Here is a 21,386-nt window from a genome sequence, read left to right on the forward strand (position 1 = left end):
AGCACCATGCAGGACAGCCTTTACGTCGCCCTTTCCTCGCAGATCGCGCTTGAGCGCCGTCTCGACACCATCGCCGACAATGTCGCCAACGCCTCGACCATCGGCTTTCGCGCCACCGGCGTGAAGTTCGAGGATGTCGTCTCCGGCAGCGGCCCCAAATCTGTATCTTTCGCCTCCTCCGGCAAAACCTATTTGTCCGGCGCGCATGGCGCGATGACGCAGACCGGCAATCCGTTCGACTTCGCCGTCCAGGGCGATGCCTGGTTCGGTATCGATACGCCAGCCGGCACCGTGATGACGCGCGACGGGCGTTTTTCGATGAACGAGAACGGCGAGCTGATGTCGCTCGAGGGTCATCCGGTGCTCGATGCCGGCGGTGCGCCGATCCAGCTCGACCCGCGCGACGGCCCACCCAAGGCGGGCGCCGACGGTTCGCTGCGCCAGGGCGACAAGCTCGTCGGCGCCATTGGCCTGTTCAATTTCGACCCAGGCCCGAATTTCGTGCGCTACGGCAATTCGGGCATCGTTCCCTCACGCGCGCCGGAGCCGGTCACCGACCGCTCCGATCTCGGCGTCGCGCAAGGCTTTGTCGAGGAATCCAACGTCAATCCGGTGCTCGAGATGACGCGCCTGATCATGGTTCAGCGCGCCTTCGAGAACACGGCGGCGCTGATGCGCCAGACCGACGCCTCGACCGACGATGCCATCAAGACGCTCGGCTCCAAGTCGTAAGCCGCATGTCGAGCCCGCAATCATCGATACGTGCGCTTGAACGGCAGCCGGAAGCAGCACCGGAAGACCGGCTGGCTGCGCTGGAGCGCATCTGGCACCGGTTCGACGATACCGAAACGCTGCTGCGGCGCGGCGGCCGCGTCGCCGAGGTTTCGCCGACGCACTACAAGGTGCGCGGCCTGTCCGAAGTCGCGAGGCTCGGTGACCTTGTCGAGCAGCGCGGCCAAGCCGGCACGCGGCGCGGCGAGATCGTCAGGATCGGCCGCGACGAGGTCGTCATCGCGCCTTTCGAACGCAGCGCCGATGCCGGCATCGGCGACGCCGTCTTTCGCCGCGGTCCGCTGGTGGTAACGCCGCACGCCTCGTGGCGCGGACGCGCCATCGACGCGCTGACCCGCGTCATCGACGGCGGTCCGCCGCTGATCAGGAACGGCGAAACGGCAAGCGGCGACGGCACCACGCCCGGCGCCATGGCGCGGCAACGAGTCGGCACCGCCTTCACGACCGGGGTCAAGGTCATCGACATCTTCACGCCGCTCTGCTTCGGCCAGCGCCTCGGCGTCTTTGCCGGATCCGGCGTCGGCAAGTCGACGCTGCTCGCCATGCTGGCAGGCGCCGATGCTTTCGATACGGTGGTAGTGGCGCTGATCGGCGAACGCGGCCGCGAGGTGCGCGAATTCCTCGAAGACACGATCGGCGCGCAAAGCATGGCCAAGACGGTCGCCGTCGTCGCCACCAGCGACGAGAGCGCCATGATGCGGCGGCGCGCGCCCGACACCGCCATGCGCGTCGCCGAACATTTTCGCGACCAGGGCCACCGCGTACTTCTGGTGCTGGATTCGATCACCCGCTTTGCCCATGCGCTGCGCGAAGTGGCGACCGGTACCGGCGAGCCACCGGTCGCGCGCGGCTATCCCGCTTCCGTTTTCACCGACCTGCCAAAGCTGCTCGAACGCGCCGGACCGGGCGCTGAAGGCCCAGGCGCCAAAGGCCAGGGATCCATCACCGCCATCATCTCGGTGCTGGTCGACGGTGACGACCACAACGACCCGGTCGCCGATTCGGTGCGCGGCATTCTCGACGGCCATGTCGTGCTCGACCGCGCCATTGCCGAGCAGGGCCGCTATCCGCCGGTCAATCCGCTGTCGTCGATCTCACGCCTCGCCGACAAGGCATGGAGCCCCGAGCAGCGCATGCTGGTGACAAGGCTTAAGTCGATGATCTCGCGCTTCGAGGACACGCGCGACATCCGCCTGCTCGGCGCCTACCAGGGCGGCGCCGATGCGGAGCTCGACATTGCGGTGCGCCAAGTGCCGCTGATCTACGAAGCGCTGACGCAGTCGCCGAAGGACCGCGCCTCGAACGACGCATTCTCCGACCTCGCCCGTCATCTGAAAGGCAAGCAAAGTGTCGACGCAGGAGACTGAGCGCCAATATACCGAGCGGCTTTTGCGCGAGATGCTGGCCGAGGCCACCGCCGCCGAGGAAGCCAGGGCTGACGAAGCACGGGCTGCCAAGGCGAAAGCTGATCGCGCCAAGGCAGCCAAAACCGAGGCCGCATTGGCCAGGGCGGCCAAGCAACCCTTGCCGAGACTGGTCCAGCCTGCGTTGCGCAGCGTGCCCGAGCCTGCCTTGCTCGGCTCGCCTGAGGCGGCCTTGCCGAGCGTAGCCAACCTTGCCTTGCCCGGCATGGGTGAGCCATCGACACCCGGCGCGTTCAGGCTTGCCCTGGTCGGTGCACCGAAGGCTGCCTTGCGCGGTGTATCCAGGCTTGCATCGGGTAGCGCGAAGCTCATATCGAGCAGCGCGTCCAAGGCGGCGTCGCGCAAAGCGGCCAGAGTAGCAGCGCGCAAAGCAGCCAAGTCTGCCTCGCGAAAAACGGCAAAGCCTGCTCCAACCGGCGAGACCAAGCCAGTATCGATCAGAACAGTCGAACCTGCATTGCGCGATGTCGGCAAGCCTGCCTTTCTGGAGGTGGCAAGACCGGCTCCTCCCGCTTTCGCCAAGCCCCCACTGCCCAAGGCTCCGCATGCCGAACTCAACGAGGCGATCGCGGCTAGCCGTGACTCGCTTCTCGACGGGCTCTTTCCCGACGTCGACTGGCCGCCGCCGCCAAGGGCGCAGTTTCCCAGGCTGAAAAAGAAGGATGACCGCCGCAGCGATATCGTCTTTGCCGCGCTCGGCATCACGCTCGGCCTGATCTGCGCGCTGTTTCCCTGGTATATCTTCTTCAACCAGGACCAGTTCGGCGTCCAGGCGATCAAGTTCGGCGGCAGCGGCACCAATGCCGGCCGTGTCAGCGGCGGCTCGCAAATGGAAAATTCCGGCCAGCCGCTGACCGCGAACGATGTTCCCGATGTCGACCTTTTCGCCACCGGCACGCTGCAGGACTCCGAGGACAAGACCCAGCCCCCCGGCGCCGACGAGCAGCCTTTTCCGGGTGATCCCAAATTCCGCATGGTTCATGTCGCCAATGGCCGCGCCATGATCGAGGACGATGCCGGCCTGTGGATCGTCCAGCGAGGCTCGAAGCTGCCTGATGCCAGCACCGTCTCGTCGATCGAGCAGCGCGGCGGCAAATGGGTGATGGTCACCAGCACCGACCAGGTGATCGAACTCTCCAAATAATCGCGCCCGCCGGCTGCGGCGCGGCCGGGCCCGCGCAAGGTCCGCGCAAGACTGGCGGCCTAGTCTGGTGCGTACCAGCCTGGAGATCCCCATGGAGCCCGTCAACCTTTTCGATCTTGCAGCCAAGCAGTCGCAATGGCTGTCCGTGCGTCAGTCCGCCATTGCCGGCAACATCGCCAACGTCAACACGCCAGGCTACACCGCCGGCGATGTCGAGCCGTTCGAGAAGGTGCTCGACCGCACGGCGGTGTCGCTGACCGCCACCCAGGCAGGCCACCTCGGCACCGCCGCCACCAATGCCGGCTTCACGGTCAAGCCCGAAGAAACCACAGGCGCCATCATGCCTTCGAAGAACACCGTGGTGGTCGAGAACGAGTTGATGAAGGCCGGCGAGGTCCGCCGCTCCTTCGAGCTCAACACGGCGATCGTCAAGGCCTTCCATTCGATGATGATGATGGCGGTTAAGACCTGACCATGGACGCGCTCACCGCAGCCCTCAAGATTGCCGCATCCGGCCTCGGCGCCCAGTCGGACCGTTTGCGCGTCGTCTCGGAAAACCTTGCCAACGCCCAGTCGACCGGCAACACGCCGGGCGCCGACCCCTATCGCCGCAAGACCATCAGCTTCGTCTCCGAGCTCGACCGTGCCTCGGGCGGAACGATGGTGGAGGTCAACTCCATCGACCGCGATCCCAGCGACTTTCCCGTCGAGTTCCAGCCCGGCAACGAGGCCGCCGACGACAAGGGCTACGTCAAGATGCCCAACGTCAACGTGCTGGTCGAGATGGCCGACATGAGCGAAGCCAACCGCTCCTACGAAGCCAACCTTCAGGTCATCAAGCAGGCGCGTGATCTGATCTCCATGACCATCGACCTGATGAGGAACCAGTAATGATCAGCGGCATTGGCGGTATCGGATCGCTTCCCCTCAAGCCGGAGATCGGCGGCACTGACGCCGCGACCGACCTGTTCCAGGGCACCACGGCGCCAATGGCCGGCGGCGAAATCGCCGGCACCTTCGCCGAGGCGCTGAGCCAGGCTGCCTCGAAGACCGTCAACACCTTGCAGAATGCCGAGCAGGTCTCGATCCAGGCGCTCAAGGGCGACGCCGATACCCGCCAGGTCGTCGACGCCGTCATGAGCGCCCAGCAGGCCCTGCAGACCACGATCGCCATCCGCGACAAGGTCGTCTCCGCCTATCTCGAAATCAGCCGTATGGGCATCTGAGGAGACTTGCCGTGAAAGCACTCGCCATTGCAGCGACCGGCATGAACGCCCAGCAGACCAATCTGGAAGTCATCGCCAACAACATCGCCAACATCAACACCACCGGCTACAAGCGCGCGCGCGCCGAATTCTCCGACCTGCTCTACCAGGTCGACCGCTCGCAAGGCGTGCCCAACCGCTCCAACTCCTCGCTGGTGCCGGAAGGCGTGTCGATCGGCCTCGGCGTCAAAACGACGGCGGTGCGCAACGTCCATACGCAGGGCGAGTTGACCTCGACCGGCAACAGTTTCGACATGGCGCTGACCGGCCGCGGCTGGTTCCAGATCGAGGGCGCCGACGGCGGCACGCTCTACAGCCGCGCCGGCGCCTTCAACACCAACGCCACCGGCCAGCTGGTGACCGTCGACGGCGCCAATGTCATCCCGGCCATCACCGTGCCGGTCGACGCCATCGAAGTCATCGTCAACAAGACCGGCCAGGTCTTTGCCCGCATCGACGGCCAGACCGATCTCCAGCAGCTCGGCCAGCTGCAGCTCGCCAACTTCGCCAACGAAGCGGGCCTGGCCCCGCTCGGCGACAATCTGTTCCAGGAAACGCCGGCCTCGGGCCCAGCCAATGTCGGCGTGCCCGGCGATCCCGGTTTTGCCACGGTCCAGCAAGGCTACCTCGAGGCGTCCAACGTCGATCCGGTCAAGGAAATCACCGAGCTGATCTCGGCGCAGCGCGCCTATGAGATGAACTCCAAGGTCATCCAGGCCGCCGACGACATGGCCTCGGTCGTGTCCAAGAACATCAGGTAAGGTTTGATGCTCTCTGTGGCCTCCCGCTTCGCGCTTTGCCGCACCGCGCTGATCCTTGCGCTGGTGGCTGGCGGCGTACCGGCTTTTGCGCAGGAGAGCGCAGACCAGCAGGCAACGCAGGTCGCCAGCAGCCAGGCGGCCGGCGAAGTCGTGTTGATCCCCAACCGGGTCATCTATCCCGGCGAGATGATCGATACCGGCGCCTTGAAGCCGGTGACGCTGCTGCCCGGCAAGCACAGGCCGGATGCGGTGGCCACGCAGGCCGAGGAACTCCAGGGCAAAGTTGCCAAGCGCACGCTGCTGCCCGGCCGCTACATTCCGGTCGCCGCCATCCGCGATGCCTGGCTGGTCGAACAGGGTGCCGCCGTACAGGTCTATTTCATCGCCGGCGACCTTACCATTTCGGCCACGGCGGTGTCGTTGCAGCCGGGTGCCGCGGGCGATCTGATCAAGGTCCGCAACACCGACAGCGGCAAAATCTTTTCCGGCACGGTGATGGCCGACGGCACCATCCGGGTCAGCGCATCATGAGACGCGGACCTGCCCTTCTGCTCGCGGCCATTCTTGGCCTGCAGCCGGCGCTGGCCGACGGTCTTACGCCGAAGCAAAAGCGCGATCTTGCCGGCCAGAATGGCGGCGCCTTTGTCGACCCCGAATACGACCCGGCCACCACCAGCCGCATGTTCAGGGTGTCCAACGGCCCAAGCTCGCTGCCGCCCGGCCAGGTCGCCTCGCGCATCAAGGACATCGCTCAGCTGCAGGCTTCGCGCGACAACCAGCTTGTCGGCTACGGCCTCGTCATCGGCCTCGCCGGATCGGGTGACAGCCTGCGCAATTCACCCTTCACCGAACAGTCGATCCGCGCCATGCTGGAAAATCTCGGCATCGCCACCGAAGGCGGCAGCGCGCGCGCCAAGAACGTCGCCGCCGTCATCGTCACCGCCAACATGCCGCCCTATGTCCAGTCGGGCGCCCGCATCGACATCGACGTCTCCTCGATGGGTGACGCCACATCGCTCCAGGGTGGCACGCTGATCATGACGCCGCTGAAGGCGGCTGACGGCGAAATCTATGCAGTCGGACAGGGCTCGGTGATCGTTTCTGGCTTCACCGCCCAGGGCGACGCCGAAAAGCTGACGCAGGGCGTGCCGACGGCCGGCCGCGTGCCCAACGGCGCCATTGTCGAGCGCACCGTGCGCGCCGAGTTCGAAGACCAGTCGCTGCTCACCTTGCAGCTGCGCAATCCCGATTTCTCCACCGCCGTCCGCATCGCCGACGCCATCAACGGCTACACCTCGCAGCGCTTCGGCATGCGCGTGGCGGCGGAGCGCGATGCGCGCACCGTGCAGATCAGGCGGCCGAAGAATGTTTCGGCGGCGCGCTTCTATGCCGAGATCGAGAACCTGGTGGTCGAATCCGACACGCCGGCCCGTGTGGTCATCGACGAGCGCACCGGCACCATCGTCATCGGCAACGAGGTCAAGATCTCGCGCGTGGCGATCAGCCACGGCACGCTCACCGTGCGCATCACCGAGCAGCCGAAAATCGTCCAGCCCGAACCCTTCTCCAAGGGCGTGACCGCTGAGGAACCCTTCACCACCATCGAGGCCACCCGGCCCGACGCCCGCGTCGCCGTGCTCGATGGGCCTAATCTCGAAACGCTGGTGTCCGGCCTCAACCGTCTCGGCGTCAAGCCGGACGGCATCATTGCCATCCTGCAAGGCATCAAGTCGGCCGGCGCTTTGCAGGCCGATCTGGTTCTTCAATAGGCCATGAAGATGATCGATCGCCTTTCCCCAAAACACCGCCGCAACGCAGCCCTGGCAGCCTGCGCCTTCGCCACGCTTCTGGCAGCCATGCCGGTCAGCGCGGAAGAAGCGGTGCGGCAGGTTCTGCCCGGCGGGCAGCAGCCGCCGGCAGCCCAGCAGCTGGTTCGCGAGAAAGCGCCGGACGAAAGCGAAATCCAGCGCTTCTGCTCCAACATCGCCGATGCCGCCCGCGACCGCCGCTACGCGTTGCAGGCCGAAGAGCTGAAGCAGCTGCAGGCCGGCATCGACCAGCGCATGAAGGCGCTGGACGAGAAGCGCGCCGAATACGAGCAATGGCTGAAGCGGCGCGAAGTTTTCCTGGCCCGCGCCGAGGACGGCGTCGTCAAGATTTATGCCGGCATGAAGCCTGACGCCGCGGCCGAGCGCCTGGCCATGGTCACCCCCGATCTCGCCGCCGCCATCCTGATGAAACTCGATTCGCGCAAGGCCGGCGTCATCCTCAACGAAATGGACCAGAAGGCGGCGGCCGCGCTCACCGGCATCATGGCCAGCGCGGCCCGAAGGGTAGATCCGTCATGAAGTTGCAGATCCTCGCCCTGGTCGCGGCCGCTTCACTGTCCGGCTGTGCCATCGACCCGAAGGAGATCGGCAGGGAGCCGGTGATGTCGCCGGTCGGCTCCGGCATTACCGGCAGCGTCAATGCGCCCTATGCATACCCGGAAGAGCCACGGGCGCCGGTGAAGAAATTCTCGCTGTGGGACGATCGGCAGAGTCGATTGTTCACCGATCCGCGCGCGCTGCGCGATGGCGACATCCTGACCGTCAGGATCAAGCTCAACGACAAGGCCAACTTCAAGAACCAGAACGACCGCAGCCGCACCGCCGCGCGCAAGCTCGGCTATGACGTCAAGCTCGGATGGGAAGATGCCAGCACCAGCGGCAAGGGCGATGCCGGCTTGAGCTCAAGCACCGAAACCAACGCGGACGGCGAGATCAAGCGTTCCGAAAATCTCGAACTCAATGTCGCCGCTGTCGTCACCGAAGTGCTGCCCAACGGCAATCTGATGATCCGCGGCTCGCAGGAGGTGCGCGTCAACTACGAGCTCAGGGTGCTGACCATTGCCGGCATGGTGCGTCCCTCCGACATCGGCGCCGAAAACACCATTTCCTACGAACGCATCGCCGAGGCGCGTATCTCCTATGGCGGCCGCGGCCGGATTGCCGAGGTCCAGCAACCTGCCTACGGCCAGCAGATCCTCGACCAAGTCCTCCCCTTCTAGGTCAGGAGAACGGCGCCGTGGCAAATGTCGAACAGGTTCAGCCCAAGAGAGGCCCATCGCTAGTCATCCAGCTCGCGATGCTTTTGGCAGTGACAGGCGCTGCCATCGGCATGGGCTGGGTCTCTGGCGGCTATCTGAAGGGCGTCGGCGGACCGGTGCCGGTACCGGCAGCGCCGGAGAACGCGTCCAACGCCGAGCAGCCAGGCCCGGCCGCCGAACATGCGCCGGGCAACGGGCCGGCGCTCGTGCAACTGCCGCCGATCACCACCAATCTGGCCGCGCCGGCTGATATCTGGATAAGGCTGGAAGCGTCGGTGGTCTATGACGCGCCGCAACCCTCGGAGATGACCGAGAGCATCCACCAGGACCTGCTGGCCATGGTCCGCACCCTGAAGATGCATCAGATCGAAGGCGCTAGCGGCTACCAGCATTTGAAAGCCGACCTCGAGGAGCGCGCCGCGATCCGCAGCGGTGGCCATGCCAAACAGATTCTGATCAGGACATTGCTGCTCGAATGAGAAAACTCATCCTCGCCGCCGCGATCGTCGTCGCCGCCACGTCTGTCGCCGCTGCCCAGCAGCTCGACCTCGGTGGCATCAGCAAGGCCGACGGCGCCACCGTCGGCTATATCATCCAGATGTTCGGCCTGCTCACCGTGCTGTCGGTGGCGCCGGGCCTGTTGATCATGGTGACGAGCTTCACCCGCTTCGTCATCGCCTTCTCGATCCTGCGCGCCGGCATCGGCCTGCAGTCGACGCCGGCCAATCTGATCCTGATCTCATTGTCGCTGTTCATGACCTTTTATGTCATGGCGCCGACCTTCGACCAGGCCTGGAACACCGGCGTCAAGCCGCTGATGGACAACCAGATCAGCCAGACCGAGGCGTTCGAGAAGATTTCGGACCCGTTCCGCACCTTCATGCTGCACAATGTGCGCGACAAGGATTTTGACCTGTTCGCCGATCTCGCCCGCGAGCGCGGCCAGGTAGTTGCCAAGGAAACCGTCGACCTGCGCATCCTGGTGCCGGCCTTCATGATCTCCGAAATACGCCGCGGCTTCGAGATCGGCTTCCTGATCGTGCTGCCGTTCCTTGTCATCGACCTGATCGTTGCCACCATCACCATGGCCATGGGCATGATGATGCTGCCGCCGACCGTCGTTTCGCTGCCCTTCAAGATCCTGTTCTTCGTCCTCATCGACGGCTGGAACCTGCTTGTCGGCAGCCTGGTGCGATCCTTCACCTGATCGCCGGCGACCCTGCGTGGCGCCTGGCTAAAACTTTATCCAATATATTTCCGGTTAACCGTCCCGTTTAGCCCTTTGGTAGGGACTTGCCCGCATATTGCTCGCAGATGGCGGGTGATCGGGTCTCACGATCATTGGCATGATGCCGCTCCGTCATACCGGAAAAGCCGGTATGCAAAAAAAACACCTGTAAAAATCAAGGTACGAGTAGCCATGTCCAGTATCATGACGAACGCCTCGGCGCTGACCGCGCTGCAGAGCCTGAACAACACCAACAAATCCCTCGAGCAGACGCAGGCCCGCATTTCGACCGGCTACCGCGTCGCCACCGCCAGCGACAACGCCGCCTACTGGTCGATCGCGACCTCGATGAAGTCCGACAACAAGGCACTTTCGGCCGTTCAGGACTCGCTCGGCCTCGGCGCCGGCAAGGTTGACACCGCCTACACCGCCATCAACGACGTCAAGGACCAGGTCGACCTGATCAAGTCCAAGCTCGTCACCGCTCGCGGCGCTTCGAAGGAAGACCAGCAGAAGATCGCGACCGAAATCAACGCCATCCAGGCGCAGATCAAGTCCTCGGTCGCCAACGCCAACTTCGCCGGCTCGAACCTGCTGCAGAACGACGCTGCCGCCGCCTCCGACCTGAAGATCGTCGCTTCCTACAACCGTACCGGCGCGACCGTCACCATCGACACCATCGACGTCAAGGCTGCCGACACGCAGGTTCTCGACGTTGCCGGCACGGGCGGCATCGTCGGCGGCCTGCTTGCTGCGACCTTCTTCGATCCGAGCACCACTGCGGTTGCTTCCACCGCCATCGACACCGCGCTCGGCACCGTTGAAACGGCGCTTGCCAAGCTGTCCACGGGCGCTGCCTCGCTCGGCGCTGCCAAGTCGCGCATCGACACCCAGAAGAGCTTCCTGTCGAACCTGTCGGACTCCATCGACAAGGGCGTCGGCGCTCTGGTCGACGCCGACATGAACAAGGAATCGACCCGTCTGCAGGCCCTCCAGGTCCAGCAGCAGCTCGGCATCCAGGCGCTGTCGATCGCCAACGGCAACTCGCAGTCGATCCTGTCGCTCTTCCGCGGCTGATCTCTCGACTTTACGACTGATAATATCCGATCGGGCCGCGCCAACAGCGCGGCCCGATTTCTTTTTGTGGCTCTCGATTTTCTCTTCAAATGGCGGCCGATTTTGCTTTTGGCCGGCGGCCGGATTGGCTTGTTTTAACAGGCCATTAACCATATCCCGCTAGTCATGGTTAACCATACCATGGCGGGCAGACCAGACGGTCGATGGGCTTATGCCTACCCCCTGATGAAGTTGATCCGGCGTGTGCAGGACACGCCAGTTTTTGAAAAGGGGTAGATATCTTGGCAAGCATCATGACGAACGCTTCGGCGCTGACCGCGCTGCAGAGCTTGAACAACACCAACAAGCAGCTCGAAATGACCCAGGCGCGCATTTCGACCGGCTACCGCGTCGCCACCGCCAGCGACAACGCCGCCTACTGGTCGATCGCCACCACGATGAAGTCCGACAACAAGGCGCTTTCGGCCGTTCAGGACGCGCTCGGCCTCGGCGCCGGCAAGGTCGACACCGCCTACACCGCCATCACCGACATCAAGGACCAGGTCGACCTGATCAAGGCCAAGCTGGTTACCGCGCGCAGCGCCTCGAAGGACGACCAGCAGAAGATCGCGACCGAAATCAAGGCTATCCAGGACCAGATCAAGTCGTCGGTCACCAACGCTTCCTATGCCGGCTCGAACCTGCTGCAGAACGACGCTACGGCCGCCTCCGACCTGAAGATCGTCGCTTCCTACAACCGCACCGGCACGACCGTCGCCATCGACACCATCGACGTCAAGGCTTCCGATACGCAGGTTCTCGACATTGCCGGCACCGGCGGCATCGTCGGCGGCCTGCTTGCTGCGACCTTCTTCGATCCGAGCACCACCCAGGTCCTTCCGGCTGCCATCGACACCGCACTCGGCGCCGTTGAAACGGCGCTGGCAAAGCTGTCCACCGGGGCTGCCTATCTCGGCGCCGCCAAGTCGCGCATCGACACCCAGAAGAGCTTCCTGTCTAACCTCTCGGACTCCATCGACAAGGGCGTCGGCGCGCTGGTCGACGCCGACATGAACAAGGAATCGACGCGGCTGCAGGCCCTCCAGGTCCAGCAGCAGCTCGGCATCCAGTCGCTGTCGATCGCCAATGGCAATTCGCAGTCGATCCTGGCGCTGTTCAAGCAGTAAGCGGACCCCACTTTTCCCTTTGAATCAAGGGCCGCGCCAACAGCGCGGCCCTTTTGCTTTGTGGCCGTGTTTTGAAGCATGTCGTTGGCCAGGAAGCGCTGCACACTTGCGGGCGGCATGCTCTATCATCTTCGCACAAGCTTCGCGGTCTAGTGTTCCCACGGAATATCATGCTGGGAGCGCTTGAATCGTGCCGCAACAGATCCAGAGCATCATCTCGAATCTCAGGGCATTTGGCGTCCGGCGCCTGGCCATGCTGGCCGGCATTGCCGTGCTGGTCATGGCCGTCATCGGCATCGGCTCGGTCTATCTCAACCGCCCTGCCTATGAGACGCTCTATGTCGGGCTCGATCGTTCCGACGTGAATCAGATCGGCCTGGTGCTCGGCGAGGCCGGCATCGGCTTCGACGTCGGCTCCGACGGTACCTCCGTGCTGGTGCCGGCCGGCACCACCGCGCAGGCGCGCATGCTGCTTGCCGAAAAGGGCCTCCCGACCAGCGCCAATGCCGGCTATGAACTGTTCGACAATGTCGGCTCGCTCGGCCTGACATCCTTCATGCAGCAGATCACCCGCGTGCGCGCGCTGGAAGGCGAGATCGCCCGCACCATCCAGTCGATCGCAGGCATCAAGGCCGCACGCGTCCACATCGTCATGTCCGAGCGCGCCAATTTCCGCCGCGACGAACAGCAGCCCTCAGCCTCGGTGGTGATCCGCTATTCCGGCATCGACGCCGAAAAGAGCGCCATGTCGATCCGCCATCTCGTCGCCGCCGCCGTCCCCGGCCTGTCGGCCGACAAGGTCACCGTGCTCGACTCCAACGGCAATCTTCTCGCCGCCGGCGACGACCCCTCCAACACCAGTGCTGCTCGCACGCTTGGCGTCGAGCAGACTGTCGAGGCGCAGATCGGCGACAACATTCGCCGCGCGCTGACGCCCTATCTCGGGCCAGACAATTTCCGCGCCAGCGTCAAGGCCGATGTCAACACCGACACCCGTCAGACCGAAGAGACGATCTTCGATCCGGAGTCGCGTGTCGAACGTTCGGTGCAGTCGGTGCGCGCCAACGAAAACAGCAACCAGAGGCAGGCCTCGACCCCGGCCAGCGTCGAGCAGAACCTGCCCGAGACCCAGGCGACCAGCACCGAAGGTCCGCAGACATCGTCGGCGAACGACCGCAAGGAGGAGATCACCAATTACGAGATCAACTCCAAGAAGATCRCCACCGTCTCCAACGGCTATTCCGTCACCAAAATGTCGATCGCCGTCGTCGTCAACCAGCAGCGGCTGATGACCATCCTCGGCAAGGACGCCACGCCCGAGCAGATCGCCAAGCGCGTCGCCGACATCCAGAAGATGGTGGCCTCGGCCACCGGCTTCGACGACAAGCGCGGCGATATCATCGATGTCTCGGCGGTCGAGTTCATCGACGGACTGGACGGCGAGCCGATCGAGCAGCCGGGCATCATGGCATCGATCGGAACCCATGCCGGCACGATGATCAATGCCGGCGCTTTTATCGTCGTGGTGTTCCTGGTCGCCTTCTTCGGCCTGAGGCCGATGGCCGCCGCACTGACCGCGCGGCCGACGCCCGCCCTTGCCGGTCCAAGCTTCGACGATGTCCAGCGATCGCTGCCGACACCTGAAACCACCGCCACTGCCGAACCCCCGCCGGCGGCATTGCCGAGCGGCCGCTCCGGCCCGACCCCGCTCGACGACCTTCGCCAGAAGATCAGGCCGGCGCCGCAGGAACGGCTTGCCCGCATGGTCGATCTCAACGAGGAGCGCACCGCGCAGATCCTGCGCAAATGGGCGGCCCAGGAAGCGGCGGTTTAGACCATGGTCTCGGCAGCGCTTTTCGACCTTTTGCCGGATTTCGGCGCACGCACCCAGCGCGCCGGCCAGCCACCGCTCGCGACCAAGGCCGAGCCAAGGCCGGAGACGCCGGCGCCGCAGGCCGACATCGGCGCGCTGATCGCCGAAGCGGTCGTCGATGCCGAAGCGGCCCTCGAAGCCCGCCTTGCCGTGGCTCACGAGGCAGCGCTCGAAGCGGAACGCCAGGCCAGCGCCGATGAGGCAAAGGCCTTTTTTGAAAGCTTCGGCGGCGATGTCGGCGTAGCCGTTGCTGCCCGTATCGACGCCATGGAGGCGAAGGTCAGCGAGCTTGTCGGCGCCACCGTCGCCCGCATCATTGGCGGCATCGTCAGCGACGACCTGCAGAAGCGTTCGCTGGAAGCCCTTGCCGGCACGATCCGCGAAGCCGTCGGCGACAGCGAGGCGGTTCGCATCGCCGTGCGCGGCCCGCTGTCGCTATTCGAGACGCTGAAGGCTTCGCTTGGGCCGCGCGCCGCCAATCTCGATTTCGTCGAGGCGCCTGGCTTCGACCTCACCGTCGCCATTGACGAGGCGGTGTTCGAAACCCGTATCGCCGAATGGTCTTCTGCCTTGTCCGAGGCCCTGTCATGAGTGCCGCCGACGCCGCCGAGCACCCGCATGAGATCATCATCGTGCGGCGCAGTCACGACGACCACGACGACGCCCACCATGGCGGCGTCTGGAAGATCGCCTTCGCCGATTTCATGACCGCCATGATGTGCTTCTTCCTCGTCATGTGGCTGATCAATGCCGCCAACGAGCAGACCAAGGCCGCCGTCGCCAGCTATTTCAACCCGGTCAAGCTGGTCGACCGCAACGCCAGCCGCAAAGGCCTGGAGGACCTCGGCAACGGTCCGAGCGCGGCCGGCCAATCGTCAAGCGACCCGCAGGAAAAGACCAGCAAGAGCGGACAGGACGAGAGCGGCGCTTCCGGCACGGCGGAGAGCAGCGCTTCGGCGGCTTCGGAAAAGGGTACAGCGAGCGCGCCAGCCGAAAAGCAGACGAAGGATCTGGAGCAAAAGACAGACCTTTCCGACGAGCATCTGTTTGCCGATCCCTATGCGGTGCTGTCGGAGATCGCCACCGACACCGGCGTCATGCAGAATGTCAGCGAAAAGGGCGATGGCGGCGCGCAGGCGTCCGGCCCGGCCACTGGCGCATCGGGCGGCCAATCCTACCGTGACCCGTTCGCGCCGGATTTCTGGTCGCAGCAGGTGGCCGCACCAGGCGCCGAAGCCACCGCCGAACGCAGCAAGATCGAAGGCGATCCTGTGAAGCCCGGCGACAAAGCCGCAAAGGAGCAAGTGGCTGAAGTGAAGGCCGTGCCGCCAGCGCCGCCGGTGGTCGATGCGCCACTGCAGCCGCTGGCGAAATCCGCGTCCGACAAGCCGCAGACCAAGGCTGAGGTCAAGGCAGAGGCCAAGGCTGAAGCCGCGAAGGCCGCTGCCGAAAAGGCAGGGGCTGCAAAGGCCGAAGCCGCTGAAGCTCAAACCGCGCCCAAGCCCGAAGCCACGGAAAAGGCGCCGAGTGCCGCCGCCGTCAAGGCCGCGGCGCAGGTCAAACAGGAACTGGCCGAGGCCTTCAAGCCAGGCGACAAACTGCACGACGGCGTCTCCGTCGAGGCAACCGACAAGGGCGTCGTCATCTCGATCACCGACCAGTTCGATTTCGGCATGTTCGAGATCGGCTCGGCAGTGCCGCGGCGTGAACTGGTGCTGGCGATGGAAAAGATCGGCCGCATCGTCAACGAACAGAAAGGCACGATCAGCATCAACGGCCACACCGATGCGCGACCGTTCCGCAGCGACACTTACGACAATTGGCGGCTGTCCACGGCGCGCGCCCATTCCGCCTACTACATGCTGGTGCGCGGCGGCGTCGATGAGCGCCGCATCACTGAGGTCGCCGGCTTCGCCGACCGTGAGCCGAAAATTGAAGCCGACCCGATGGCGGCCGCCAACCGCCGCATCGAGATCCTGATGGCGACCGACGGATGAGGCGCTCCGCCATCATCGGCCGCGCCATCGGCCTGCTGCTGCTCAGCGCTGTCCATGTGCCGGCAGCTTTTGCCGAGGACGGCTTGCAGCCCTATCAGCTGGTGCGCTCGCTGCAGCTGGTGCAGGACCGCATCGCCGCCGGCGACCATGCCGCGCTGCCGATGCAGGCCAAGCTGCTCGAAATGACCGACGCAAGGCTGCGTGCGGCGGACGCGCAGGACTTCAGCGACCCGAAGAATTTTCGCGCTCTGCTGGTCTATGGCATGAGCGGCGGCAACCCCGTCACCGTCGAGGCGGCGGTGTCGCGCGCCAAGACCGACCCGCAACGCCTTGCCATCGCCAAGGGCATTGTCGACTATCTGAATGGCCGCCCGGCGGCCGCGATCGAGGCGCTGAAGCCGATCGACCCGATGACGCTGCCCACCGATCTCGGTGCCTTCCTGGCGCTGGTCAAAGGCTCACTGCTCGCCACCGAGCAACCGGCCGCAGCACTTGCCCTGCTCGACGATGCTCGCCTGCTCAGCCCAGGCACGCTGGTCGAGGAAGCAGCGCTGCGCCGCTCGGTCGGCATCGCCGCCGCGCAAGGCGACGGCGCGCGCTTCGCGCTTGCCTCGACGCAGTATGTCGAGGACTACCTCTATTCGCCCTATGCCAGCCAGTTTGCCGACGCCTTCGTGTCCGGCGTGATCACGCTGCACATGGCGATCAGCCAGGACAAGCTCGCCGACATCACCGCAATGATGGATCCCGAACGCGAGACGGTTATCTATCTGCGCATCGCCCGCCGCGCCGCGATCGACGGCCTCGCCGATCTCTCCGCCTTTGCCTCGGCCCGGGCAGAACTGGGCCGCGACGGAATCCACAATCACGACGACCCACGCGCCCAACTCTATTCCAGCCTGTCCACGGTGACGTCGGGCACCGTCGACGAGGTCCGCGCCAAGCTTTCCAAGATCGATCGCAGCCAGCTTTCGCAGAGCGACCGCGACTTGCTCGATGCCGCGCAGGCCGTGGCCGGCGAAGTGATCGCGCCGCCGGCGCCGCTGCCTGCCGACAAGCCCGCGCCTGCCGCGGCCAAACAGGAGCCGGTCAAGACCGCGGCTGCAGTAAATCCCGATGAGCCCGAACTGCCGCCGGTCGAAGGCGCAATGCCGGAGCAGCCAGCAGCCAGCGCATCGGGCGGACCGGCCGCAACCGACCAGCCGAAGGCGCCAGGCGAGCCAGCCGCGCAGGCACAAAGCACGCCGCAGACAAAGGCGCCGCAAGCGCCTGCAGTCGCCACCGCCAGCGATGCGGCGCCAGTCGTGCCGGCATCGGCGCCTGCCGGGGCCGAACCCGCCGATCCCACCGACGCCGCCATGGCCAAGACGCGTCGCCAGCTCGATTTGATCGACCAGATGCTTGGAGCAGCCCCGAAATGACCACCAATGTTGGCCAAGCCCTGCCGGGATTTGTACCCGTGCACGCTGGATCGAAGCAGTCGGCGCCGAACGCCAAGGGCGACGACAAAAGCTTCGGTGAACTGGTGCGCGACGGGGACAATCCGCCGATGCAGAAAGGCCAGGGAGCAACCGAAGCCGCGCCGCACGAGCCACGCTGGACACGACGCAGCGCGGCCGGTCCCGTCAAGGGCGAGACAGCACACGCGGAGACGGGCAAGACGGCCGCCAAACCGGTTGTCGGGAAAGCCGCAAAGGATCATGCCGACAGCGGTCCGGACAAGCCATCAGCTGACACCGAGGCGGATGGACAGGAGGCAGGCACGGCTCCGCTGCAGGACCATCTGCCATTGCTGATAGCGTTGCATGATATCAACCGTTTCTCGGCGGCCAGGGCGACCGGGAACGGGCCTGCTGCGAATGAACAGACTGAACAACCGGCGCTCGACGGCGAGACCGTTCCTGCGCAGACGCCGCCTCTGTCGTTGAAGAAATTCCGCACGACATCCGGCCCCGACAACAGCCTCGACACGACACCACGCCCCGAGCGGGCCAAGGCCGGCGCCGACGTTTCCGCACAGGATCCGAGGCAGAAGCTGGCCACGATCGGACCCCAGTCCGGCAAGCCGCCTATCCCGGATGGCGCGACGCCAACTCTGCCGGCGGACGGGCCGGCAAGCGACGGTTCAGCATCTGAGGCAAAGCGGTCTGCGCCGTCGAGGAAGGCCATCGATGGAGCCCATCCCGCTGCATCGTCCACACCCGAAAAACAGGCGCCGTCCGCGGGGCGCGTCGACCTTGTCGCCGAGCAGAGTTTCCCGGCACCGGCGCAGAGCCCGATGAACCAGACGACGTCGGCTCTGATCGACGCACTCGCTTCGGAAAACGGCCTGCAGCAAGCGGTTTCGACACCGCCGACGAGCGCCCAGACGACCGGTTCTGTTGCCGTTCCGACACATATATTGAAGATCGAGCTTCACCCGGCCGAGCTCGGCATGGTCACGGCCAGCCTCAGGCTCGCCGGGGAACAACTTTCGATAGAATTGAAGCCCGAAACCCATGAGGCATACCGCCGTCTCGCCACCGACAGCGATGCCATCGTCAAGTCATTGCGCGGGCTCGGTTTCGATGTTGACAAGGTCACCATCCTGCAACCCTCGATAGCAGTCCATGCGCCGGCGCGCAGCGACGCGGCGAACTCCCAGCCGATGCCGCAGGGCCGCGATCAGTCAGCTTTTCAGCCCGGGAACTCGAGCGGCAACAATGCGGGTTCGGGCGGCCAGCAGTCGGGAAGAAACCGTAATGACGATGCCCAGGAATTCGGCCGCCCTGCAGCGCCTGTTCGCGAGCGTGCTGGCGACGATATGTTTATCTAGCCTCGGCACCGGACCGGCCAACGCCGCCACCAACCCTTGCGAGCCCGAGATCCTGCGCGCCGCCGATCGCTATGGCGTGCCGGCCGGCATCCTCTATGCCGTCGGCCTGACTGAGACCGGCAAGAAGGGCAGCCTTCAGCCTAATGCCTTGAATATAGGAGGAAAAGCCGTTTTCCCAAGGAGCCGCAGCGAGGCTTTGGCGACCTTCGAAGCGGCCCGGCGCGAGGGCAAGACGCTCATCGATCTCGGCTGCATGCAGATCAACCATCACTATCACGCATCGCATTTTCGCAGCGTCGACGACATGCTCGACCCGCGCCAGAATGTCGACTACGCGGCGCGCTTCCTGGCCAGCCTGCATGCCCGCCATGTCAGCTGGTCGATGGCCGTCGCCCGCTACCACGCCGGCCCCGACAACGATCCCGCGCAGAAATTCTATGTCTGCCGCGTCATCGCCAACATGGTCGCCACCGGCTTCGGCAAATGGACGTCGAACGCCCGCAGCTTCTGCAACCCATAGTCGCAACCACCTCTCGCAGATGTGACCAAGCCGCGAGCCCGCCGATGCCCCGGCGCGTCACCCGTATCGGCAACCGACGATACAACCCTGTGACTGCTGTTATTTCGAAAGCCGAAATAACTCCCAAGAAAATAGCTACAAGAAATGATGGTTGTTCAGGATTCTCGCCACCGGTTACGCCTCTTCCCACGGGGCAGATGATCTGATTCGGAGGCGGGGCCGATGATTGTAATCGTTGACGAGCGTGAGCTCGTAACTGAGGGGTATAACTCACTTTTCGATCGCGAGGGGGTCGCCTGTGCGGGCTTCGCACCTGGCGAATTCGGAGAGTGGGTGACATCGGCAGCAGACACAGATTTGAAGTCGGTCCGCGCCTTCCTCATCGGCGACTGCCGCGAAGGCGCCATCTCGCCACGCCAGATCCGCGACCGCACCGGCGCTCCGGTCATTGCGCTCAGCGAACAGCACTCGCTTGAAAACACCCTGCGGCTGTTCGAGAGCGGCGTCGACGACGTCATCCGCAAGCCGGTCCATATCCGCGAGATCCTGGCCCGCATCACCGCCATCCGCCGCCGCGCCCATGAGGACGTCAGCTACACCGAGATCGGCGCCATGCGCATCTTCATGGACGGTCGCGATCCCGAGATCGACGGCCAGCCATTGCCCTTGCCGCGCCGTGAGCGACGCATCCTCGAATATCTGGCGAGCAACCGCGGACGCCGCGTCACCAAGACCCAGGTCTTCAACGCCATCTATGGCATCTTCGACGAAGAGGTCGAGGAAAACGTCGTCGAGAGCCACATCTCCAAATTGCGCAAGAAATTGCGCGAAAAGCTCGGCCAGGACCCGATCGATTCCAAGCGTTTCCTCGGCTACCGGCTGGTGTTCTGATGGCGGTCTGCGCCAGCCTCGCGCAAGACAGAAATTATACCCTCGCGACCACAGACATGGGCATTGAGGAGACGTTTCGATGAGCCTTTACGGAATGATGCGGACCGGCGTTTCCGGGATGAACGCACAGGCCAACCGCCTGTCGACGACAGCCGACAACATCGCCAATTCCGACACCACCGGCTACAAGCGATCCTCGGCCGAGTTTTCGACGCTGATCATGCCGCAGGTCGGCGGCGCCTATAATTCCGGCGGCGTCAACACCACGATACGCTCGGCAATCAGCGCCCAGGGCGTGCTGCAGTACACGACCTCGGTCTCCGACCTAGCAGTCAACGGCAACGGCTTCTTCGTCGTCCAGGACCCCAGCGGAACGCCTTTCCTCACCCGCGCCGGCGCTTTCGTTCCCGACGCGCAGGGCAGGCTGGTCAACGCGGCCGGCTACCAGCTGATGGCCTACAGCTACGCCAACGGCGTGCCTGCTGCCACCGCCAACGGCTTCGAAGGGCTGGTGCCGGTCGAGATCTCCGACCAGGAAATGACGGCGACGCCCAGCACCACAGGCAACTTCAACGCCAATCTGCCGGCCGGCGCCACCCCGCCCGCCGGTCCGCTGCCGTCCACCAACAGCGCGACGGCAGAGTACACGTCGAAATCCTCGATCGTCACCTACGACAATCTCGGCAACAAGAAGCTGCTCGATGTCTACTTCACCAACACCGGCACCGGCACCTGGTCGGTTTCGGTGTTCGACCAGTCCAAGGCGACGCCCGGCACATCCTTCCCCTATACGGGCGGCGCGCTGGCCTCGGCCAACCTGACCTTCGACACCACCACCGGTAAAATCACCGGCGCGGTCGACTCGATTACGATCCCCGTACCGGGCGGCGCGTCGCTCGATCTCGATCTGTCTAAACTGACCCAGCTTGGAACCGGCTTCACCGTCTCCGAAGCGAAGGTCAACGGCAACGCCCCCAGCACGATCGAAAAGATCCAGATCGGTGAGGACGGCGTCATCTACGCCCAGTATCAGGACGGCTCGACCAAGCCGCTGTTCAAGATCCCGCTGGCCGACGTCCAGAGCGCCGACAACCTCACCGCACTGCCCGGCAACGTCTATGCGCAATCCACCGACTCCGGCACCGTGCGCATCGGCTTTGCCAATGAAGGCAAGCTCGGCTCCATCATCTCCGGCGCGCTCGAAAACTCCAACGTCGATATCGCCGAGGAACTGACCAACATGATCGCGGCGCAGCGCAGCTACACCGCGAACTCGAAAGTATTCCAGACCGGTTCCGACCTCATGGATGTCCTTGTCAACCTGAAGAGATAAACGACGGGCGCT

The 21,386-nt window shown here is 64.6% G+C and carries 23 protein-coding genes; all 23 read left to right on the forward strand.

Annotated features, from left to right (window positions below; genetic code table 11):
* Positions 1 to 6: 6 nt before the first annotated feature.
* The 23 genes from flgF to AC1DYJ_RS14305 all read left to right on the forward strand — a co-directional run bounded on the left by flgF (position 7) and on the right by AC1DYJ_RS14305 (position 21,374).
* Positions 7 to 732 carry a flagellar basal-body rod protein FlgF gene (gene flgF / locus AC1DYJ_RS14195; protein WP_112559340.1) on the forward strand — a complete coding sequence of 242 codons (726 nt, stop codon included), beginning with the start codon at positions 7 to 9 and terminating at the stop codon, positions 730 to 732.
* 5 nt (positions 733 to 737) lie between these two features.
* Positions 738 to 2,159, forward strand: a complete 1,422-nt coding sequence (gene fliI / locus AC1DYJ_RS14200; RefSeq protein ID WP_477288267.1) for a flagellar protein export ATPase FliI — start codon at positions 738 to 740, stop codon at positions 2,157 to 2,159.
* Complete coding sequence (locus AC1DYJ_RS14205; protein ID WP_477288269.1) at positions 2,140 to 3,360, forward strand: hypothetical protein; 1,221 nt, start codon at positions 2,140 to 2,142, stop codon at positions 3,358 to 3,360. The genes fliI and AC1DYJ_RS14205 overlap by 20 nt, the downstream gene beginning before the upstream one ends.
* Before the next feature lie 91 nt (positions 3,361 to 3,451).
* Positions 3,452 to 3,832: a flagellar basal body rod protein FlgB gene (gene flgB, locus AC1DYJ_RS14210; RefSeq protein WP_112559338.1), complete on the forward strand. Its 381-nt coding sequence runs from the start codon at positions 3,452 to 3,454 to the stop codon at positions 3,830 to 3,832.
* A 2-nt stretch (positions 3,833 to 3,834) separates the two neighbouring features.
* On the forward strand, positions 3,835 to 4,251 hold the full coding sequence (flgC, locus tag AC1DYJ_RS14215) for a flagellar basal body rod protein FlgC (RefSeq protein WP_142865957.1): 417 nt from the start codon (positions 3,835 to 3,837) through the stop codon (positions 4,249 to 4,251).
* Positions 4,251 to 4,586: a flagellar hook-basal body complex protein FliE gene (gene fliE / locus AC1DYJ_RS14220; protein WP_192254420.1), complete on the forward strand. Its 336-nt coding sequence runs from the start codon at positions 4,251 to 4,253 to the stop codon at positions 4,584 to 4,586. Before flgC ends, fliE begins: the two co-directional genes overlap by 1 nt.
* 11 nt (positions 4,587 to 4,597) lie before the next feature.
* The gene (gene flgG, locus AC1DYJ_RS14225) at positions 4,598 to 5,386 is read left to right on the forward strand and encodes a flagellar basal-body rod protein FlgG (RefSeq protein WP_477288272.1); all 789 of its coding nucleotides are present in this window, start codon (positions 4,598 to 4,600) and stop codon (positions 5,384 to 5,386) included.
* 6 nt (positions 5,387 to 5,392) lie between these two features.
* Positions 5,393 to 5,917: a flagellar basal body P-ring formation chaperone FlgA gene (gene flgA / locus AC1DYJ_RS14230; protein WP_477288274.1), complete on the forward strand. Its 525-nt coding sequence runs from the start codon at positions 5,393 to 5,395 to the stop codon at positions 5,915 to 5,917.
* Positions 5,914 to 7,155: a flagellar basal body P-ring protein FlgI gene (locus AC1DYJ_RS14235; RefSeq protein ID WP_477288276.1), complete on the forward strand. Its 1,242-nt coding sequence runs from the start codon at positions 5,914 to 5,916 to the stop codon at positions 7,153 to 7,155. Before flgA ends, AC1DYJ_RS14235 begins: the two co-directional genes overlap by 4 nt.
* 3 nt (positions 7,156 to 7,158) lie before the next feature.
* On the forward strand, positions 7,159 to 7,734 hold the full coding sequence (locus AC1DYJ_RS14240) for a MotE family protein (protein ID WP_477288278.1): 576 nt from the start codon (positions 7,159 to 7,161) through the stop codon (positions 7,732 to 7,734).
* The gene (flgH, locus tag AC1DYJ_RS14245; RefSeq protein WP_477288280.1) at positions 7,731 to 8,435 is read left to right on the forward strand and encodes a flagellar basal body L-ring protein FlgH; all 705 of its coding nucleotides are present in this window, start codon (positions 7,731 to 7,733) and stop codon (positions 8,433 to 8,435) included. The genes AC1DYJ_RS14240 and flgH overlap by 4 nt, the downstream gene beginning before the upstream one ends.
* Positions 8,436 to 8,452: 17 nt before the next feature.
* Positions 8,453 to 8,953 (forward strand): flagellar basal body-associated FliL family protein, encoded by a 501-nt coding sequence (locus tag AC1DYJ_RS14250; RefSeq protein ID WP_477288282.1) that lies wholly within the window; start codon positions 8,453 to 8,455, stop codon positions 8,951 to 8,953.
* The gene (fliP, locus tag AC1DYJ_RS14255) at positions 8,950 to 9,681 is read left to right on the forward strand and encodes a flagellar type III secretion system pore protein FliP (protein ID WP_477288284.1); all 732 of its coding nucleotides are present in this window, start codon (positions 8,950 to 8,952) and stop codon (positions 9,679 to 9,681) included. Before AC1DYJ_RS14250 ends, fliP begins: the two co-directional genes overlap by 4 nt.
* Before the next feature lie 213 nt (positions 9,682 to 9,894).
* Positions 9,895 to 10,779 carry a flagellin N-terminal helical domain-containing protein gene (locus AC1DYJ_RS14260; RefSeq protein ID WP_477288286.1) on the forward strand — a complete coding sequence of 295 codons (885 nt, stop codon included), beginning with the start codon at positions 9,895 to 9,897 and terminating at the stop codon, positions 10,777 to 10,779.
* A gap of 281 nt (positions 10,780 to 11,060) precedes the next feature.
* A complete protein-coding gene (locus AC1DYJ_RS14265) occupies positions 11,061 to 11,945 on the forward strand; it encodes a flagellin N-terminal helical domain-containing protein (protein ID WP_477288288.1) in 885 nt (294 codons plus the stop codon).
* Positions 11,946 to 12,135: 190 nt separating this feature from the next.
* On the forward strand, positions 12,136 to 13,779 hold the full coding sequence (gene fliF, locus AC1DYJ_RS14270) for a flagellar basal-body MS-ring/collar protein FliF (RefSeq protein WP_477426120.1): 1,644 nt from the start codon (positions 12,136 to 12,138) through the stop codon (positions 13,777 to 13,779).
* Positions 13,780 to 13,782: 3 nt separating this feature from the next.
* Complete coding sequence (locus AC1DYJ_RS14275) at positions 13,783 to 14,409, forward strand: hypothetical protein (RefSeq protein ID WP_477288292.1); 627 nt, start codon at positions 13,783 to 13,785, stop codon at positions 14,407 to 14,409.
* The gene (locus AC1DYJ_RS14280) at positions 14,406 to 15,815 is read left to right on the forward strand and encodes a MotB family protein (RefSeq protein ID WP_477288295.1); all 1,410 of its coding nucleotides are present in this window, start codon (positions 14,406 to 14,408) and stop codon (positions 15,813 to 15,815) included. Before AC1DYJ_RS14275 ends, AC1DYJ_RS14280 begins: the two co-directional genes overlap by 4 nt.
* Positions 15,812 to 17,236 carry a chemotaxis protein MotC gene (locus tag AC1DYJ_RS14285; RefSeq protein ID WP_477288297.1) on the forward strand — a complete coding sequence of 475 codons (1,425 nt, stop codon included), beginning with the start codon at positions 15,812 to 15,814 and terminating at the stop codon, positions 17,234 to 17,236. Before AC1DYJ_RS14280 ends, AC1DYJ_RS14285 begins: the two co-directional genes overlap by 4 nt.
* Positions 17,233 to 18,630 (forward strand): flagellar hook-length control protein FliK, encoded by a 1,398-nt coding sequence (gene fliK, locus AC1DYJ_RS14290; RefSeq protein WP_477288299.1) that lies wholly within the window; start codon positions 17,233 to 17,235, stop codon positions 18,628 to 18,630. The genes AC1DYJ_RS14285 and fliK overlap by 4 nt, the downstream gene beginning before the upstream one ends.
* Positions 18,563 to 19,150, forward strand: coding sequence for a transglycosylase SLT domain-containing protein (locus AC1DYJ_RS14295; protein ID WP_477288354.1), 588 nt, complete (start codon positions 18,563 to 18,565; stop codon positions 19,148 to 19,150). The genes fliK and AC1DYJ_RS14295 overlap by 68 nt, the downstream gene beginning before the upstream one ends.
* Positions 19,151 to 19,372: 222 nt before the next feature.
* Positions 19,373 to 20,041, forward strand: coding sequence for a response regulator transcription factor (locus tag AC1DYJ_RS14300; protein WP_112559323.1), 669 nt, complete (start codon positions 19,373 to 19,375; stop codon positions 20,039 to 20,041).
* A 79-nt stretch (positions 20,042 to 20,120) separates the two neighbouring features.
* A complete protein-coding gene (locus AC1DYJ_RS14305; RefSeq protein WP_477288301.1) occupies positions 20,121 to 21,374 on the forward strand; it encodes a flagellar hook protein FlgE in 1,254 nt (417 codons plus the stop codon).
* Positions 21,375 to 21,386 lie beyond the last annotated feature (12 nt).

The sequence above is a fragment of the Mesorhizobium sp. P2_B11 genome, from assembly GCF_056404855.1.

Bases quoted from the DNA above. Each gene is read 5' to 3' on its own strand.
- flgC (WP_142865957.1), top strand. From the start codon at position 3,835: ATGGACGCGCTCACCGCAGCCCTCAAGATTGCCGCATCCGGCCTCGGC.
- AC1DYJ_RS14285 (WP_477288297.1), top strand. From the start codon at position 15,812: ATGAGGCGCTCCGCCATCATCGGCCGCGCCATCGGCCTGCTGCTGCTC.
- AC1DYJ_RS14240 (WP_477288278.1), top strand. From the start codon at position 7,159: ATGAAGATGATCGATCGCCTTTCCCCAAAACACCGCCGCAACGCAGCC.
- AC1DYJ_RS14235 (WP_477288276.1), top strand. From the start codon at position 5,914: ATGAGACGCGGACCTGCCCTTCTGCTCGCGGCCATTCTTGGCCTGCAG.
- fliE (WP_192254420.1), top strand. From the start codon at position 4,251: ATGATCAGCGGCATTGGCGGTATCGGATCGCTTCCCCTCAAGCCGGAG.
- fliP (WP_477288284.1), top strand. From the start codon at position 8,950: ATGAGAAAACTCATCCTCGCCGCCGCGATCGTCGTCGCCGCCACGTCT.
- fliI (WP_477288267.1), top strand. From the start codon at position 738: ATGTCGAGCCCGCAATCATCGATACGTGCGCTTGAACGGCAGCCGGAA.
- AC1DYJ_RS14305 (WP_477288301.1), top strand. From the start codon at position 20,121: ATGAGCCTTTACGGAATGATGCGGACCGGCGTTTCCGGGATGAACGCA.
- AC1DYJ_RS14280 (WP_477288295.1), top strand. From the start codon at position 14,406: ATGAGTGCCGCCGACGCCGCCGAGCACCCGCATGAGATCATCATCGTG.
- flgF (WP_112559340.1), top strand. From the start codon at position 7: ATGCAGGACAGCCTTTACGTCGCCCTTTCCTCGCAGATCGCGCTTGAG.
- flgB (WP_112559338.1), top strand. From the start codon at position 3,452: ATGGAGCCCGTCAACCTTTTCGATCTTGCAGCCAAGCAGTCGCAATGG.
- AC1DYJ_RS14295 (WP_477288354.1), top strand. From the start codon at position 18,563: ATGCCCAGGAATTCGGCCGCCCTGCAGCGCCTGTTCGCGAGCGTGCTG.
- AC1DYJ_RS14275 (WP_477288292.1), top strand. From the start codon at position 13,783: ATGGTCTCGGCAGCGCTTTTCGACCTTTTGCCGGATTTCGGCGCACGC.
- flgA (WP_477288274.1), top strand. From the start codon at position 5,393: ATGCTCTCTGTGGCCTCCCGCTTCGCGCTTTGCCGCACCGCGCTGATC.
- flgH (WP_477288280.1), top strand. From the start codon at position 7,731: ATGAAGTTGCAGATCCTCGCCCTGGTCGCGGCCGCTTCACTGTCCGGC.
- AC1DYJ_RS14300 (WP_112559323.1), top strand. From the start codon at position 19,373: ATGATTGTAATCGTTGACGAGCGTGAGCTCGTAACTGAGGGGTATAAC.
- fliK (WP_477288299.1), top strand. From the start codon at position 17,233: ATGACCACCAATGTTGGCCAAGCCCTGCCGGGATTTGTACCCGTGCAC.
- AC1DYJ_RS14260 (WP_477288286.1), top strand. From the start codon at position 9,895: ATGTCCAGTATCATGACGAACGCCTCGGCGCTGACCGCGCTGCAGAGC.